Annotated in this window: 15 protein-coding genes and 1 pseudogene; 11 read left to right on the top strand and 5 right to left on the bottom strand. The window is 61.6% G+C overall.

Features of this window, described 5'->3' with window-relative positions; translation table 11 throughout:
- The first annotated feature begins 8 nt into the window (after positions 1-8).
- Positions 9-590, top strand: coding sequence for a YbhB/YbcL family Raf kinase inhibitor-like protein (locus GSQ93_RS12370; RefSeq protein ID WP_254073857.1), 582 nt, complete (start codon positions 9-11; stop codon positions 588-590).
- A gap of 56 nt (positions 591-646) precedes the next feature.
- Here GSQ93_RS12370 and GSQ93_RS12365 read toward each other — a convergent pair whose 3' ends face one another.
- The 3 genes from GSQ93_RS12365 to GSQ93_RS12355 form a co-directional block, all read right to left on the bottom strand.
- Positions 647-2,098, bottom strand: coding sequence for a glycosyltransferase (locus GSQ93_RS12365; protein WP_158935936.1), 1,452 nt, complete (start codon positions 2,096-2,098; stop codon positions 647-649).
- 68 nt (positions 2,099-2,166) lie between these two features.
- Positions 2,167-2,769, bottom strand: coding sequence for a cytochrome b (locus GSQ93_RS12360; protein WP_158935934.1), 603 nt, complete (start codon positions 2,767-2,769; stop codon positions 2,167-2,169).
- 172 nt (positions 2,770-2,941) lie between these two features.
- Entirely contained in the window at positions 2,942-3,910 is a 969-nt protein-coding gene (locus GSQ93_RS12355; RefSeq protein WP_158935933.1) for a LysR family transcriptional regulator, read from the bottom strand.
- Positions 3,911-4,028: 118 nt separating this feature from the next.
- Here GSQ93_RS12355 and GSQ93_RS12350 point away from each other — a divergent pair, with 118 nt between their 5' ends.
- The 10 genes and pseudogenes from GSQ93_RS12350 to yacG all read left to right on the top strand — a co-directional run bounded on the left by GSQ93_RS12350 (position 4,029) and on the right by yacG (position 15,090).
- Positions 4,029-5,381, top strand: a complete 1,353-nt coding sequence (locus GSQ93_RS12350) for an MFS transporter (RefSeq protein WP_158935932.1) — start codon at positions 4,029-4,031, stop codon at positions 5,379-5,381.
- A 1-nt stretch (position 5,382) separates the two neighbouring features.
- The gene (locus GSQ93_RS12345; protein WP_158935930.1) at positions 5,383-6,405 is read left to right on the top strand and encodes a hypothetical protein; all 1,023 of its coding nucleotides are present in this window, start codon (positions 5,383-5,385) and stop codon (positions 6,403-6,405) included.
- A 213-nt stretch (positions 6,406-6,618) separates the two neighbouring features.
- Complete coding sequence (locus GSQ93_RS12340) at positions 6,619-8,280, top strand: tannase/feruloyl esterase family alpha/beta hydrolase (protein WP_158935929.1); 1,662 nt, start codon at positions 6,619-6,621, stop codon at positions 8,278-8,280.
- A gap of 115 nt (positions 8,281-8,395) precedes the next feature.
- Positions 8,396-9,685: an HlyC/CorC family transporter gene (locus GSQ93_RS12335; RefSeq protein WP_158935927.1), complete on the top strand. Its 1,290-nt coding sequence runs from the start codon at positions 8,396-8,398 to the stop codon at positions 9,683-9,685.
- Between the two features lie 209 nt (positions 9,686-9,894).
- Complete coding sequence (locus tag GSQ93_RS12330; protein ID WP_158935926.1) at positions 9,895-11,109, top strand: GspE/PulE family protein; 1,215 nt, start codon at positions 9,895-9,897, stop codon at positions 11,107-11,109.
- Positions 11,106-12,315: pseudogene (locus tag GSQ93_RS12325) on the top strand (type II secretion system F family protein). The gene GSQ93_RS12330 and the pseudogene GSQ93_RS12325 overlap by 4 nt, the downstream one beginning before the upstream one ends.
- 39 nt (positions 12,316-12,354) lie before the next feature.
- Positions 12,355-13,266 carry an A24 family peptidase gene (locus GSQ93_RS12320; RefSeq protein WP_158935925.1) on the top strand — a complete coding sequence of 304 codons (912 nt, stop codon included), beginning with the start codon at positions 12,355-12,357 and terminating at the stop codon, positions 13,264-13,266.
- 40 nt (positions 13,267-13,306) lie between these two features.
- Positions 13,307-13,930 carry a dephospho-CoA kinase gene (coaE, locus tag GSQ93_RS12315; RefSeq protein ID WP_158935924.1) on the top strand — a complete coding sequence of 208 codons (624 nt, stop codon included), beginning with the start codon at positions 13,307-13,309 and terminating at the stop codon, positions 13,928-13,930.
- A gap of 156 nt (positions 13,931-14,086) precedes the next feature.
- Entirely contained in the window at positions 14,087-14,842 is a 756-nt protein-coding gene (gene zapD, locus GSQ93_RS12310) for a cell division protein ZapD (protein ID WP_031360708.1), read from the top strand.
- A 56-nt stretch (positions 14,843-14,898) separates the two neighbouring features.
- Entirely contained in the window at positions 14,899-15,090 is a 192-nt protein-coding gene (gene yacG / locus GSQ93_RS12305) for a DNA gyrase inhibitor YacG (protein ID WP_158935923.1), read from the top strand.
- A 19-nt stretch (positions 15,091-15,109) separates the two neighbouring features.
- Here the strand turns inward: yacG and GSQ93_RS12300 are convergent, their stop codons facing one another.
- On the bottom strand, positions 15,110-15,559 hold the full coding sequence (locus GSQ93_RS12300) for an NUDIX domain-containing protein (protein WP_158936110.1): 450 nt from the start codon (positions 15,557-15,559) through the stop codon (positions 15,110-15,112).
- Positions 15,556-16,419, bottom strand: a complete 864-nt coding sequence (locus GSQ93_RS12295; RefSeq protein WP_158935922.1) for an ATP-binding protein — start codon at positions 16,417-16,419, stop codon at positions 15,556-15,558. Before GSQ93_RS12295 ends, GSQ93_RS12300 begins: the two co-directional genes overlap by 4 nt.
- Positions 16,420-16,429: the final 10 nt, after the last annotated feature.

Genomic DNA, 16,429 nt, shown 5'->3' with positions numbered 1-16,429 from the left:
GAAGAACAATGAAGAATGATCGAAGCAGCATGTGCCGCGCGAAGCGGCTTTTGCGCGTTGCCGCGACAGGCGCGGGATGTTTTCTGAGCGTAACGGCCATCGCAGCCACCGCCGATGAGCGCTTTACGCTGAGCTCCCCCAGCCTCGCCGATAACGCCACCCTCGACTCCCGCCACGCCGCCAGCGCTCAGGATTGCGGCGGCAAGAACGTCTCGTTGCCGCTGGCATGGAGCAATGCGCCTTCCGAGACCAAAAGCTTCGCGGTTACCATCTTCGATCCCGACGGCGCGCGTGGCCTCGGAATTGTGCATTGGGTTCTCTACGGAATTCCTGCTTCGATGACCGCACTCGACGAAGGCGGGCCGCCGCCTGCAGGAAGTATTGGCGGGATCAACCGGACGGGGAAGGACGGCTATTACGGACCCTGCCCGCCGCATGGCGATGCGCCGCATCACTATGTCGTGCAAGCCTACGCGCTGGATCTTGCCGCGAATGCCCTGCCCGCGGCGCTCGACCGCACCGCTTTGATCGCCGCGATGAAGGGCCACGTGCTGGCGTCGTCGAGTATGGTGGTGCGGTACGCGCGTTGATTCCCGCGATGCGTGATCAAGTAGTGGAATAAACGCATCGCGGCTTATGTCTTCAGTTAGGCCTCATCCGCAGCCGCGAGTCCCGCTCTCGTCTGCACACGCCACGCACGTGAACCGCCAAGGAAGTCGACCCAGCCAAGCGCCGCGCCCGTGTGGCGCAGCAACTGGAACGTGAACGGCTCGACAATCGCCGTCACGACAGCCATCCACAGGCTCGACCCGGCGGTGTCTCCCGTCCAGCGCCGATACAGATGCACGGTCCACAAATGGAAAGCGAAGTCGATAAGAATCTTCGCGCCGATCACGCTGAAAATCGGTAAGACAATAGCGCCGCGCCGATCCACGATAAACCCCAGCAGCAGCGCAAACGCCGTCAAGCCGTAGATGGGCTGCACGGTATCGAAGGCCTTCACGGGCAGCATCAGCAAACCGAGCGTGCCGTAACGCCGGTTGCCCGTCATGTCGCGATTCCAGTATTGCGTCTGCAAAAAACCCGCGAACCAGCGCCGCCGTTGCCGCATGAAACCGCTGAACGAACTCGGCGCGTCCGTGATGGCGTGCGCGTTGCCCACTACCCGCACGTCCCAATCCAGACCGTGATCGACGGAATGACGGCGCAGGCGGTGAATCAGTTCGTAATCTTCCACCAGGCATTGCGGATCGAAACCGCCGACAGCCAGCAGCGCATCGCGGCGAAATGAAGCGAACGCGCCGGAGATCAGCAGCAGGCTATCGGCGCGCATCCACGCAAAACGCGCGATGAAATTGCGGATGTATTCGTAAGTCTGGAACCACTGGAAAAAGCGCCCGCTCATCGTTTTGCTGCACACCGGAACCAGGATGCCCGCCGCCGCAACCAAATTCGGTCGCAATGCAAACGCGCTGCGCATGGCGAGAACGGCGTCATCGGCGAGACGCGTATCGGCATCGACGGTCATGACAATCGGCGTACTGATCTTTTCGATCGCCGCGTTCAGCGCACGCGCCTTGCCGCCGTGCGCCACGCGCAGCCAGAAGAGCGTCGGATGCAGTGTCGACGCCGCGCTCAACTCGCCCTCCGCCGGCGCGACGAGACCAAAACGTTGCGTGAGAAGCTCGGCCGTGGCGTCGGAGGAACCATCATCGGCAATCACGATTTGCGCCGCGCCATGCGTTTGCCCGAGCAATTTCGCGAGCGTGTTGGGCAGCACGGCGGCCTCGTTATGCGACGCCACGATCACGCCGAGCTTCGGCAAACCGCGTTCGCGCTGCTTGCGATCAAGCGGCTTGGGCGCCCTGACGAGCGTCCACGATTTCGCCGCGACGAACATCAGCAACAAGGTGTCGTAGACGACGTAGGCAATGCCAGTCGACCACGCCACCACGCCGTGCAGAAAAAAGGCGCGGGCAAATAGCACGAGCCACAGCACGACTACGCCGCCGTGAATCAGTACGCTCGCGACCGTGATCGGGCGCGGCGCCAAGCGCGGCGAAGCCTGCGCGAGCGCTTCTTCCAGCGAGGGTTGCAAACGCGGTTCCGGTGATTGGGCCGGGGTCTTTTTTGTTCGCATGGGAACGGCGTGAAGTTTCACATCCATTACGGCACCATCCGCGTGATGACCGACTTCTTGTCGATCCACTGATGCTTGAGCGCGCCGCCGACGTGCATCGCCAAAAGAGCGTACAGCGCGTAACCCAGCCACGTATGCAACGCGCCGAAACGATCGTGCAACGATTCCTTCAGCGCCGGATCGAGATGCATCACAAACCCCACGCGCGGCCACGGAATCACGCCGAACAGATGCATCGGATGCGTCGCGGCGTCTTTCCATGCCGAGTCGTGCAGCCAGCCGGACAGAGGTAGGCCGATCATCAGCAGATACAGCAAAAAGTGCGCGATGTGAGCGGCCATGTGTTCCCACTTCGGAAACGCCTTCGGCAACGGCGGCGGCCGATGCGAAACGCGCCACAAGATACGCAGCAGCACCAGCCCGAGCACGGTAATGCCGATGGACTTATGGGTATCGACGATCCGGCGCACCCATGAATCGGGGAACGATTCGGCCGTCAGTCCCAGCACGACGTTGCAGATAATCAGCAACGCGATGAGCCAGTGCAGGACCATCGCGGTGCGCGTGTAGCGCAGCGGCATCTCGGTCGGGGGCGGTTGTGACACCACGTTGGCAGCTTGCGTGGACATTGAAACTCCGTGCGAAAAATGGGGATCGGCTGGATAGTTCTGCGACCTGTCGCGCCGGATTGGTTGATTCAAGCGCGAATGATTGCAGACGACACGATCCAAACGCGCCGTGACGCCGGTTTATTCCATCGATTCTGCGGGAAAACGCTAAGTTACGTTTGTAGCGAAATTGTCAGGTGAGATATTGAAAGGGTTCGACGGCTTCGGCGCCCTTCAGCGATGCATTCGGCGACACAAACGCCAGCACCGCTTGGGCGAACCGCAATGCAGCCGGATTCGCGGCGTCGCGGCGCGTGACGAGGTGGAGCGGCGCAGAGAACGCTTCGTCGCCGGCAACCGCGCAATACACCACGGCTTCCTGCTGGTATCGCTGCATGGATGCAGGCACGAGCGTGATACCGCCGCCCGCCGCCACCAGGTTGATGGCGCTCAGCATGCGCGGCACTTCGCTCACCACCTCCGGCTTGAATCCCGCCGACTCGCACGCGCGGATAAAGTCGGCGTACATGCCCGGTGCGCCCGGCCGCCGCACGAAGATAAACGACTCGCCGGCAAGCGCCTTCAGCGGCACACGCGGCTGTTTGCCCGGGCGCACGCCTTTCGCCGGCAGCAGCGCATGCCCGACCGGCAGCACGAGCACCATGCGCTCCTCGTGCAGCAGGTCGAAGCGCAACTCCGCGGGCGTCTCGATCGGCTTGCGCAAGATGCCTGCATCGACACGTCCATTCACCATCCGTTCGATGATGTCAGCCGCATTGAGCTCGTTCAGGTCGATGGCGATATCCGGATGCGTCGCGCGAAAACGGCGGATCGCGGCGGTGGCGAGCGGATGGAACGCCGCCGAGCTCGTCAGCGCGATCCGCACGGAGCCGAGCTGGCCGTTGGCCACCCGCCGGGCGTTGACCACGCCTTGATCGAGTGCGTCGAGCACGGCGCGGGCATCGACCTCAAAAGCCGCGCCCGCCGACGTCAATTCCACCCCGCGCGGCAGGCGCGTAAAAAGCGCAAAACCGAGTTCGCGCTCGAGCTCCTGAATCTGCTGCGACAACGGCGGCTGCTGAATATGCAGCCGCGCCGCCGCCCGCGTGAACTGGCGCTCCTCGGCGACGGTAAGAAAGTACCGCAGATGACGCAGTTCCATCGAGAGGCCTCACATATGTGACAGATATGGCAATGCCATCCGATATGTATTTTACATTTGCCACTGCGTTTCGTACTCTTCGAGTCAAATACACATAAATGCACAGATCTGGAGACATATGGAAACCACATTCCCACCCAACGCGGCCGACCATCCGCCAGCTTCATTGGCGTCGCTCAGCAAGTCGCAGATTCGCCGCGCCGTGCTGGCTTCGGTGATTGGCAATGGGCTGGAATGGTTCGATTTCCTGATCTACGGCTACTTCGCGAAGATCATCGCGCACGTGTTTTTCCCCGTCGGTAACACGGCGCTTTCAACAGCGCTGACGCTCGGCACATTTGCAGTCGGGTTTATCGTGCGGCCGCTTGGCGGGATCGTGATCGGTGCGTATGCGGACCGCGTCGGGCGCCGCAAGACGCTCTCCATGCTCATTTTGATGATGGCCGCCAGCACCTTGCTGATGGGCCTGACGCCCGGCTATTCGACCATCGGGATCGCCGGGCCGTTGCTGGTACTGCTTGCACGCGTCATGCAGGGTTTATCCGTCGGCGGCGAGTTCGCCACGGCCGCCGCGATGCTCACGGAATACGCGCCGCGCGGCAAGAAAATGTACTTCGGCAGCTTCCAGATGACGTCGCAGGCGGTGGCGCTGGTGCTTTCGTCGGCGTTTGGCTATTTCCTGACATCGAATCTGGACCGGGCATCGCTCGAATCCTGGGGCTGGCGCGTGCCGTTCCTGGTCGGCGCGCTGGTCGGGCCAGTGGGTTTTTATATCCGACACAAAGTCGCGGAGTCGCCCGAGTTCGTGGAGTTGCGCGAACGGCTCGGCCACGCGCCGCGCCAGACTATCCGCGGCTTTTTCCGGCAACGCGGCGACGCGTCGTTATGCGCGATGGGCGTGATCATCGTCGGTACGGCAACGAATTATCTGTGGCACACGTTCATGCCGCTGTATGTGGAGCGTCAGTTGCACCTGCCGCTCAAGAACGCGTTGTTCGGCACGGCGGTGTCAGGGTTGGTCTCCATAGTAGGTTATCCGCTCGCAGGGAAACTCGCGGACCGGATCGGCGCGTACCGGCTGTTCTTTCCGGTGACTATTGTGTGGGTCGTGATCGCGTATCCACTGTTTGCATGGGTGCTCGCCTCGCCCACGCCGGGCCGTGTTTTCGCCGCGCAAATGGTCGCGACCGTGGTGCTGAGCCTGATGTCCGGACCGCATCCCGGCATGCTCACGCAGTTGTTCCCCACCGCCACGCGCTCTACCGGCGTCGCGCTTTCGTACAACATCGCGGTGACGCTGTTCGGCGGCCTCGCGCCGCTGACCGTCTCCACGCTCATCACCGTGACCGGATCGAATATCGTGCCGGCGTACTACCTGATCTTCGCGGGCGTCGTGTCGCTCGCGCTGGTCGGGCTGACGCGTTCCGGGCAACGTCTGCGCCGCGATCCCGATGCCCTCCCGCTGGATTGACATGACTGTTGTGCTCCCTTCCTTCCCTAAACCTCGCAATGAGCGGCCGGTTAGCGCAGTCGGCAACGAACGGCTGCGCGTGGTTATGTCGCGCGGCGCGGGTACTGTGCCGTTTTATCGCTCGATAGAGGAACGAGATGCTGCGAACGTCTCGCGCATCGTGATCCTGCTGCACGGCCGGTTGCGCGATGCCGATGCTTATCTGCTCTCGGCGCAACGTGCGCTGGCGGCGGCGTCGACCGATGCCGCCCATACCTTGCTGCTCGTACCGCAGTTCCTGGCCATCGCGGATATTGCCGCGCACGGCTTATCCGCTGACACATTGCACTGGGAATGGACCTCATGGATGGGCGGCGACGACGCGCTCGGCCCGGTGCCGCTCAGTTCCTTCGATGTCCTCGATGCATTCATCGCGCAATTCGCGGATCTTGCGCGTTATCCGGCTCTGCGCGAAGTCGTGGTCGCCGGGCATTCGGGCGGCGCACAGGTCGCGCACCGGTACGCGATCGTGGGCGCGGGCTGTAACGTGCCTGGCGTGCAGTGCCGGTACGTGATCGCGAATCCATCGTCGTATGTGTACTTCGACTCGATGCGCCCCTACGCGGACGGCGTTCTGCGTCCCGCCAATACCACCGAGTGCCCCGGCGTGGACGACTGGAAGTACGGCGTGCGGCGCGCGCCGCGCTACGCAAATTCCGCGTCATTCGGCGCGCTCGAAACACGTTACGCAGCGAGAGACGTTATCTACCTTCTAGGCCAGGAGGATTGCGACCCGCACCATGACGCGCTCGACCGTTCATGTGCGGCAGCAGCGCAAGGCTCCCATCGGCTCGCGCGTGGACGTTCTTATTTTTCGTACCTCAAGGCCCGCCACTCAGGGCTTGGACATCGCTGTTGGGAAGTCGCCGGCGTAGGTCACAACGGCGCAGCGATGCTCGGTTCGCACGAAGGCGTGCGGGCCTTGTTCGACGCACAACGGCTCTCGAACGTGGTCGATTCATCGACAGCCGGCGCGACGGACTAGACACTGCGCAATGCATCGCGACATTCAAGAACGTTGCCTCGGCGACGGGACTGCTGTCGTCCGGACGGTATGCCGTTCGTTTCTTTGTCGGTTTATCGGTTTATCGGTTTATCGGCAGGCGTTTGGTTGGCTCGTTTGATTCGTTTTTCGGTTGATCGTTTGATTCGTTTTCCCGATGGAAGCAGTAGTTAATAAACATACGGAGACAGCATCATGAAAAACACCCTCGCCGCTTGCGGCGTATCGCTTGTCGTCGTTGCGCTGGCCGGTTGCGGCGGTTCATCGTCGAATAACGACAACCCGCCGCCCACGCCGCCTATTTCGTCCGCCGCGGCATGCTCGGCGCTCGGCGGAACCAAGATTGCGGCGACGTCGATAGGCGTGCCCAGCAACGGCGCAACGGTCGCGAGCACAACACTGGTCGCGGCGTCGAGTACGTCCGGCGAGTATTGCCAGGTGAACGGCACCATTACACCCGTCGATACGACCGCGCCGAACATCAATTTCGAAGTCAACTTGCCGACGACGTGGAACAAAAAGGCGCTGCAATACGGCGGCGGCGGTTTCGACGGCACGCTCATCACCGGCCTTGCCGCACTCGACATGGCGCCCGCCGGTTCGTCGACACCGCTGGCCCGCGGCTATGTGACCTTCGGCGATGACTCCGGTCACCAGAGCAAAAGCATCACCGACGGCTCGTTCGCCGCGAACGACGAAGCGCTCGCCAACTACGGCGGCCTCACGCTGAAAAAGACCCACGACGTCGCCATGCTGTTGCTAAAGGCGCGTTACGGCGCGGCGCCCACGAAAACGTATTTCTTCGGCAGCTCGACCGGCGGCCGCGACGGCCTCACCGTGATCCAGCGCTGGCCCGCCGACTACGACGGCATTGTCGTCAACCGGCCCGCGCTGAACTACACGGGTCTGCGGCTTTCCAACGTGGTGCTTGGCCGGGCGCTTTATCTGAATGGCGGCGCGGGCTGGCTCGACGTGAACAAGACCGTGCTGCTCGAGAACGCCATAACGAAAGCCTGCGACACGCTCGACGGTGTAGCGGACGGCATCATCTCGAACGTCGCGGCATGCAAGCTGCAAGCGCCTGCCGTGCTCGCCGCCCTGCGCTGCGCGGCCGGCAAGGATACGGGAGACACGTGTCTCTCCGACGCGCAGATTGCGACCGTGAACACCATTGCCTCGCCATTACAGCTGCCCTATCCGCTCGCGAACGGCGTCACGCAATACGCCGGGTACAACATCCTCGCCGGATCCGTTTTCGCCGGTCAGTACACCACACGCAACTTCGGCACTTCACCCGTACCGGCCAACCCGGCCGGCAAGAACGACGCGAACCAGTGGGTCACGGGCGACCAGTGGGTGAAGTACTTCATCACGCGTATCCCTACGTTCAATTCACTCACCTTCGACCCGCTGAATCCAGGCACGTACCAGGCGCAAGTCCAGCAAGTCTCGGCTGAAAGCGATGCCACCAATCCCGACCTCTCGGCGTTCATCGCCAAGGGCGGCAAAGCGATCATCACCCACGGTCTCGCCGATGAAATCGTCAGCACGGATTCGTCGGTGGACTACTACAACGCGCTCGTGCAGAAGTTCGGCCAGACTTCCGTCGATAGTTTCGTGCGCTTCTACCTGATGCCAGGTGTTGGCCACGGCACCGGACCGTTCCTGCCGCAAGTCGACTCGCTTGGCGCGCTGGAACAATGGGTGGAAAACGGCACCACGCCGGAAACGCTTACCGTCACAGACTCGACTGCTGCGACTGCCGGACGCACGCGGCCCCTGTGCCGTTACCCGACCTGGCCGAAATACACCGGCGGTGACGTCAATTCAGCCGCGAGTTTCAGTTGTAGTCAGTAATCACTGGGGGAGGACGGGGCAGGTCGAACTATCGTCCGGAAGGCTTGTCGAGCAAGAGAAGCAATCGCTTTCTGCTCTGCTATAGTCTTTCCCATCCTCCCTTTCCAGATCGCGCGTGGACCACATTCCCTTATGGGCGCAAATCTGCGCCATTTTCCTGCTGCTGTTTCTCTCCGCATTCTTCTCGATTTCCGAAACGTCGATGATGGCGCTCAATCGCCATCGGCTGAAACACCTCGCCAACCAGGGTTCGCTGCGTGCTCGCGTCACGCAGGGCCTGCTTGCCAAGACCGATCAACTGCTGAGCGTGATCCTGATTGGCAACAATCTGATCAACACGATCATTCCGGTACTGACAACGTCCATCGCGCTGCGCACTTTCGGCCATAACAATCTGGTGCTGTCGGTGACGACCGGGGTTGTTGCGTTCCTCATCATTGTGTTTGCAGAGATTGCGCCGAAGATTGTAGGCGCGACGTATCCGGAAAAAGTTGCGCTTCCGGCGAGCCTGATTTTGTCGCCTTTGATGCGCGTGGCGAGGCCGCTTGTCTGGTTCGTCAACCTGTTCGCGAACGGCGTGCTGAGGGTTTTGCACATCAATACGAAAGGCGGCCGGGACCAGCGGCTTTCCACCGAAGAATTGCGCACCATCGTGCTGGAATCGGGCAATTTCATGCCGACCAAGCACCGCAGCATCTTGCTGAACCTGTTCGACCTGGAGAACATCACTGTCGACGACGTGATGATCCCGCGCCGCCGGATTGAAGCACTGGATTTCGATGCCCCTTTCGACACCATCCTGCATCAGCTCGAAACCTGCTATCACAACAAGCTGGTGGTTTATCAGGGCGACATCGATCGCGTGCTGGGTGTTCTGCACGTGAGAAAGACGCTCTCGGCGCTGCATAACCAGGAATTCGAGCGCGAGACCTTGCGCGAACTGTTGGCCGAACCGTACTTCGTTCCGGCAGGCACGCCCGTGTTTCAACAACTGCAATTCTTTCAGGAAAGCCGGCATCGAATTGCGATTGTGGTGAACGAATATGGCGAGCTTCAGGGACTGGTGACGCCGGAAGACATCATTGAAGAATTGATTGGCGAGTTCACCACGACCATTCCACGCGGAGCCGGTTCGCGTAGCGGCTGGAACGAGGAAGGCGAATGCATCGTTGCGGGCAGCATGCCGTTGCGTGAGTTGAACCGCTGGCTGAAGCTGACGCTTCCCACCGACGGCCCGAAGACACTCAACGGCCTGATCCTCGAGACGCTGGAAGAGATTCCGGACGGCGACGTGAGCGTGCGTATTGCAGGCGTGCACTTCGAAGTCATGCGCAGCGACGACCAGGCGATCCGCACCGTGAAAATATTCCGGCCGCAAGGCGTGGTGCTGAGAAAGCAAGGGTAGTAACGAAGTTGGGTTCATGGACAGCTCAGGTTTCGCATTGGGCTTCTGGTTGCACCAGCTTGCGCCGTTTCCCCCCATGTATCACCTGCCGGACCGCGTTAGCCGTTCGGCCAGCTTTTTAGCGATGCTAAGCGTTAGCCGTTCGGACGAGTTGGAAAGAGGCACGTGGAAGGACAAGATCGGGGCATCCCGTTCACCGAGCCATGCCCATGCCGTCCGCTCTTCCCGTTACTTTTTCGCGGCCCGCGTCGCCGCTTTCGGCGCGCCCCGCCGATGCAATTCCGGACGTCGACAACGCACCCGCCGTTGCGTTACTCACCGATACCCTGCGCGAAGCAGCTGCACGCGGCGCCTCCGATATTCACGTCGAACCGGGCGAGCACGAGTGGCGTATCCGCTTGCGTATTGACGGTGCGCTGCACGTCTTTCTCAAGCCACCACCGCATTTGCGCGATGCTTTCGTCACGCGGATCAAGGTGCTGGCGCGCATGGACATAGCCGAGCGGCGCGTGCCGCAGGACGGACGTTTGCGGTTGCCGCTGGCGAACGGGAATCCGGAAGACTATCGCGTGAATTCGCTGCCGGTCCTGTTCGGTGAAAAGCTGGTGTTGCGCCGCTTGGAATCACTGCCGGCGGATCTGTCGCTGGCAGCGCTCGGGCTCGCCCCCGATCAGCAGAAGACCGTGGAAGCCGCGATCCACGCGCCGCACGGACTCGTGCTGGTCACCGGCCCCACTGGCAGCGGCAAAACCCTGTCGCTGTATTGCTTTTTGCAGATGCTCAACGCGGAGTCGCGCAACGTCTGTTCGGTCGAAGATCCCGCCGAAATCCAGCTTGCCGGTATCAATCAGGTCAGTGTCCGCGACAAAGCGGGCCTCACTTTCGCGGTCGCGCTGCGCGCATTCATGCGACAAGACCCGGACGTGATCATGGTCGGCGAAATCCGCGATGCCGAAACCGCCGACGTCGCCGTGAAGGCCGCGCAAACTGGCCATCTCGTGCTCTCCACGCTGCATACCAACGACGCACCTGCAGCCATCGCACGATTGATCGATATTGGCATTGCGCCGTACAACCTGGCGTCGGCGCTGAGGCTTGTTACGGCGCAACGGCTGGTGCGGCGGCTATGCGACGCTTGCCGCTTGCCTTCAGACCTGGAGTTCGAGCCGGGCTTCAAACCGTTCGAGCCCCGTGGCTGTGCCGCGTGCCATGGCATTGGTTATCGCGGCCGAGTGGGCGTGCATCAACTGATGCCTGTCTCCGACACATTGCGCGAACTGATCGTCGCACGCACCGCCACGCACGCCGTCACACGGCAAGCACAAAGTGAGGGCATGCCAAGCCTGCGCGACGCTGCCTTCGCACGTGTACGCGAAGGCGTGACAAGCGTAGCGGAAGCCGCCGACGCCACGGAGCTCACATGACCATGAGCCCACTCTCCTTCGATACGCGCTTTGGCTGGCGAGGCATTGACGCAAACGGCGCGGACAAACGCGGCAAGACGATCGCCTCGGATTCAACCCGTGCGCGCGCTGCGCTAAAACGCGCCGGTGTCACCGTGCTGGAACTCACCGCGCTCGGTTCGGCGCCTCCTCCCAAAGCCCGGGCTGCCGAAGTCACACTGTTCACGCGGCAACTCGCCGGCTTGCTGCGCGCTGGCTTACCGCTTGCTTCGTCGCTGGATCTCATCGCCGATCCCTTCGCGCGGTGGCCTGCCACGCATCGTGGGATCGGTTGCACGGGATATCACGCAGGGCGTCGCGTTCTCGGAAGCGCTCGCGCGTCATCCTGCCTGTTTCAACTCGCTGTATTGCCAGCTGGTTGCCGTCGGCGAGGTGGCAGGCGCGTTGCCAGTCGTGCTCGCGCGGCTCGCCGAAGACCGCGAACGGGCGGGCGCTCAACGGGCGAAACTGCGCGCCGCGCTGACCTATCCGGTCGTGGTGCTGTTGTTGTCGCTTGCCATTACCGCGGGATTGCTGATTGGCGTGGTGCCGACCTTCAAGACCATCTTCGATGGTTTCGGCGCTAAATTGCCGGCACCGACCTTGTTCGTGCTCGCGTTATCGGATGGCGTCGCGCGCTGGTGCGGACCGTTCGCGCTCTTTTGCGTGGTGTCCGGCATCGCGTTCAAGCGACTCCTGCGACGCGTCCCCGCAGCGAGAAGCGCGTTTGACCGCGCCATGCTGAAGCTGCCACTCGCCGGATCCCTCCTGCGCGCGTTGGCTGTGGCACGCTGGAGCCGGGCGCTCGGCACGTTACTGGCGGCGGGCACACCGTTATCGGATGCATTCGACTCCTTGGCGAGCGCCACGGGCAACCGTATCTTCGATACCGCTACTGTCGAGATCGCCACGCGCCTTCGACATGGCAAGCGGCTCGCCGCCGCCATGCGCGCGGTCGGCTGCTTTCCGCCAGAAGTGGTGCAGCCTATCGCCGTGGCCGAGGAATCCGGTTCGCTAGACGCGATGCTGCTCGATCTCGCTACACTGGGCGACCGTCAGGTGGACGAACAGACCAGCGCATTCGCGAGCCTGTGCGAACCGGTTGTGATCGTGGTGCTCGGTGCATTGGTGGGCGGCCTCGTAGTCGCCATGTATCTTCCGATCGTTCAACTCGGGAATGTGGTGTAGGTGGTGTAGGATCGCAGCCGAAATCAACCCAGGACAGCCATGCAGCCTTTGTATCAGGCGGAGTTTTCAGGCCGCTATCTCGACGCTTACGGTTCCGCATTCGGCGCTTTGCCGCTCGCGGCGCAGTACGGTTTCGCGATCGTCTTCGGGCTGGTAATCGGCAGTTTTCTGACCGTCGTCGTGCACCGCCTGCCGATCATGCTGGAACGCGCGTGGAAAGCGGAGAACGCTATCGACAGCGAGGACGACGCCCATAAACACGCGCCGCCCGCCCGCTACAACCTCGCAGTGCCTCGCAGCGCTTGCCCGCATTGCGGCCACGTGTTGCGTGCGTGGGAAAATATTCCTGTCGCGAGTTACGTGCTGCTGCGCGGCCGTTGCGCGAAATGCAACGCACGCGTAAGCGCGCGTTATCCGCTGACCGAACTGGCCACCGCGCTGTTTGCCGCGCTATCGCTGTTTGCGTTCGGACCCACGCTGATCGCGCTCGCCGCGTTCGGTTTATGCGCGACGCTGCTGGCGGCGAGCCTGATCGACTTCGATACCCGCTATCTGCCTGACATGCTGACCCTACCGCTGCTGTGGGCTGGCCTGATCGTCAATCTCGGCGACACTGCGTTCGTCCCGCTGCACGAAGCGGTGATTGGTGCGATCGCGGGTTATCTGTTTCTCTGGTGCGTGTATTGGCTGTTCAGGCTCGTACGCGGCGTGGAAGGCATGGGTTACGGCGACTTCAAGCTGCTGGGCGCGCTGGGCGCGTGGCTTGGCTGGCAAGCGCTGCCGCAGGTGGTACTGGTGTCGGCGATAGCGGGCGCCATCTTCGGACTGGCCGCAACAGGTATTGGCAAGATGCGATTTGAGGAACCGCTGCCGTTCGGGCCGTTTCTCGCGGCAGGCGGCGTGATTACGTTATTTTTCGGTACGCCGCTTTACGCAATGTTCGGCGGATAAGACTAAACGAAGCGCAGCGCAGCGAAAAGGGAGTTGAACGATGTTCAGCATCGGCTTGACCGGCGGGATTGGCAGCGGCAAGACCACTGTGGCGGACATGTTCGCCGCGCGCGGTGTGCCCGTTATCGACACGGACCTGATCGCGCACCAGATCACCGCGCCGGGCGGCGTTGCAATGCCGCTGATCAAAAGCACGTTCGGCCCGGAATACGTCGCCGCCGACGGTTCGCTGGATCGGGCAAAAATGCGCACCCGCGTTTTCTCCGATAACACCGCCAAAGCGCAACTCGAATCCATCACGCATCCCTTGATCCGCGCTGAAAGCGAGCGTCAACGCAATGCAGCACAAGGGGCTTATCACATCGTCGTGGTGCCGTTGCTGATTGAAGCGGGCGAACGCGCGAGCAAGGTGGAGCGGATTCTCGTGGTCGACTGCCCGGTGGACACGCAAATCGAGCGCGTGATCCGGCGCAATGGCTTCACTCGCGATCAGGTGCTCGCCATCATCGCGCGTCAGGCCACGCGTGAAGCACGCCTGGCGGCCGCCGACGACGTCGTCGTCAATGACTCTGCCGCCATGCTGGAAACGCTGCAGCGCGAGGTGAACGCCCTGCACGCACGCTATGTTGCAATGGCGTCCGGCACGAGCAAACCGCGTACCTAGCAAGTGCGTGCAACGCGTTCGAACTCCTCACGAACGCCGCTGAAAATGCCCGTCAAATGTGATTAAACGTGCCGATTTGCCGTGAGTTTGATGCGGCATTAGAATGTCCTCACTTTCTGCCATCGAACCTTCCGACCAACGCCGAGGCGAGCGCGCTTGATCCTTTACGAGTACCCCTTCAACGAGCGAATCAGAACGCTGCTGCGTCTCGAAGACCTTTTCGAGCGTTTCACCTTCTTTCTGACTCAAGAAGACCCGCGCGAACATCACGCCGCACTGACCACGTTGTTCGAGATCGCCGAAGTCGCGGGCCGCACGGATCTGAAAGCGGACCTGATGAAGGAACTGGAGCGGCAACGCCAGACGCTCGCGCCGTTCCGCGGCAATCCCGGCATTGAACAAGATGCGCTGGAGTCGGTGCTTGGCGAAATCGAGCAGACATTGGCCGGCCTCGGGCAGATGCAGGGCAAGACAGGCCAGCATCTGGCCGATAACGAATGGCTCGCGAGCATTCGCAGCCGTACAATCATTCCGGGTGGAACCTGCCGCTTCGATCTGCCGTCGTACTTCGCGTGGCAACAAAATCCAGCTGAAGAGCGCCGCGGGGACATCGCGAAATGGGTTACTCCCATGCTGCCGTTGCGCGACGCCGCCACTATCGTGCTGCGTCTCGCACGTGAATCGGGCCAGGCGTCCAAAGTCATGGCAATGCAAGGCAGCTATCAGCAGATGCTTTCAGGTCGAACTTACCAATTGATGCAGGTGCGAGTACCGTCCGACACGCGCCTGATTCCCGAGGCAAGTGCGAACAAGTACATGCTGTGGGTGCGCTTTACGGTTCAGGACGGTGATTTGAGGCCACGTGCAGTAGACGCCGACATCCCGTTCCACCTGACGTTATGCAGTCTTTAAGTTGGGCTTAAAAACCCCATTTACTGAACTCAACCTCTTTAAATCCGCTCTGCAGAATGACCACTATCGTTAAATGCCCGACTTGCGAGAAGGACGTCCGCTGGATTCCTGAAAGTCGCTTTCGTCCGTTTTGTTCAGACCGTTGCAAGCAGATCGATCTCGGTGCTTGGGCGACCGAGAAGTACAAGATCGGCGGCGGTCAGCAAGACACACCGCCCGATGAAAACTCGCATAGCGACCTGAACTAGACCGCAGTAAAAGAAACGTCTAAACCGCTTCAGCAGCAAGCCATTCCAGCACTGGAATGGCCGCGGGCAACAACGGCGTGACGTCCGCGGGAAGGTGCTGCCAGGCCAGCGCCTGACCTTCACGGCCAACAGGCTCACCGCTCCACGCGGTCACCTTGCAGAAATAGAGCCGCACGTAAGCATGGGGGTAATCGTGCTCGAGTGTCCGCCAGCGCTCGCAGGCAGTCACATCGATACCCAATTCCTCATGTAATTCCCGCGTGAGCGCCGCTTCAACGCTTTCCCCCGCTTCCAGCTTGCCGCCGGGAAACTCCCAGTAACCTTCATACGGCTTGCCTTCCGGACGCTGAGCCAGCAGATAACGGCCGTCCGGCTGCACGAGCACGCCGACCGCGACGTCCGTCACTCGACGCCCATCGGGCGCCGTGTCTGAGCCGCTCGTAGTAGTAGAAGAAGTAGAAGCCGTCATGCCTTGCGGCCCGACCAGTCGCGGGCGAATTGCCACGCTACCCGTCCCGAGCGCGAGCCGCGTTCCAACGCCCACACAAGGGCGTCGCCGCGAGCACCGGCAATCTCTTCCGCCTCGCAACCGAAATGCTTCAGCCAGTGCCCGACGATCGTCAGGTAATCGTCCTGTTTGAACGGGTAAAAGCTCACCCAAAGGCCGAAGCGTTCGGATAAGGAAATCTTCTCCTCAATCACTTCGCCGGGATGAATTTCACCGTCGGACGTGTGTTTGTAGGTCTCGTTTTCGCTCATGTATTCGGGCAACAAATGGCGCCGGTTCGACGTCGCGTAGATCAGCACGTTGTCTGATTGCGCGGAGATCGAGCCGTCCAGCGCTACTTTCAGCGCCTTGTAGCCCGACTCGCCTTCTTCGAACGAGAGGTCGTCGCAGAAAACGATGAACCGTTCCGGCCGCGCAGAAATCAAGTCGACAATGTCACCGAGATCATGGAGATCGTCTTTATCGACTTCGATCAGACGCAGCCCTTCCTTGTGATACGCATTCAGGCAGGCCTTGATCAGCGATGACTTGCCGGTGCCGCGCGCGCCCGTCAGCAGCACGTTGTTCGCCGGCGCCTTGCGCACGAACTGCCGCGTGTTCTGCTCGATCAGCCCCTTCTGGCGCTCGATATTGCAAAGATCGTCGAGCGACAACGGCGACAGGTTCGGTACCGGCTGCAGAAAACCGCGCCCCTGGCGCTTGCGCCAGCGAAATGCCACGGCGCTGTTCCAGTCGATTTCCGGCTGTGCCGGCGGCAACATCCCTTCTACGCGCGCCAGGACAGCTTCGGCGCGGGTCAGAAATTGTTCGAGTTTATCCATGGAGATTTGA

It is taken from the genome of Burkholderia sp. S171, assembly GCF_009766085.1.
Classification (GTDB): Bacteria; Pseudomonadota; Gammaproteobacteria; order Burkholderiales; family Burkholderiaceae; genus Caballeronia.
Note: the sequence above shows the minus strand (reverse complement) of the source record. Positions and strands in the feature narration are given on the sequence as shown.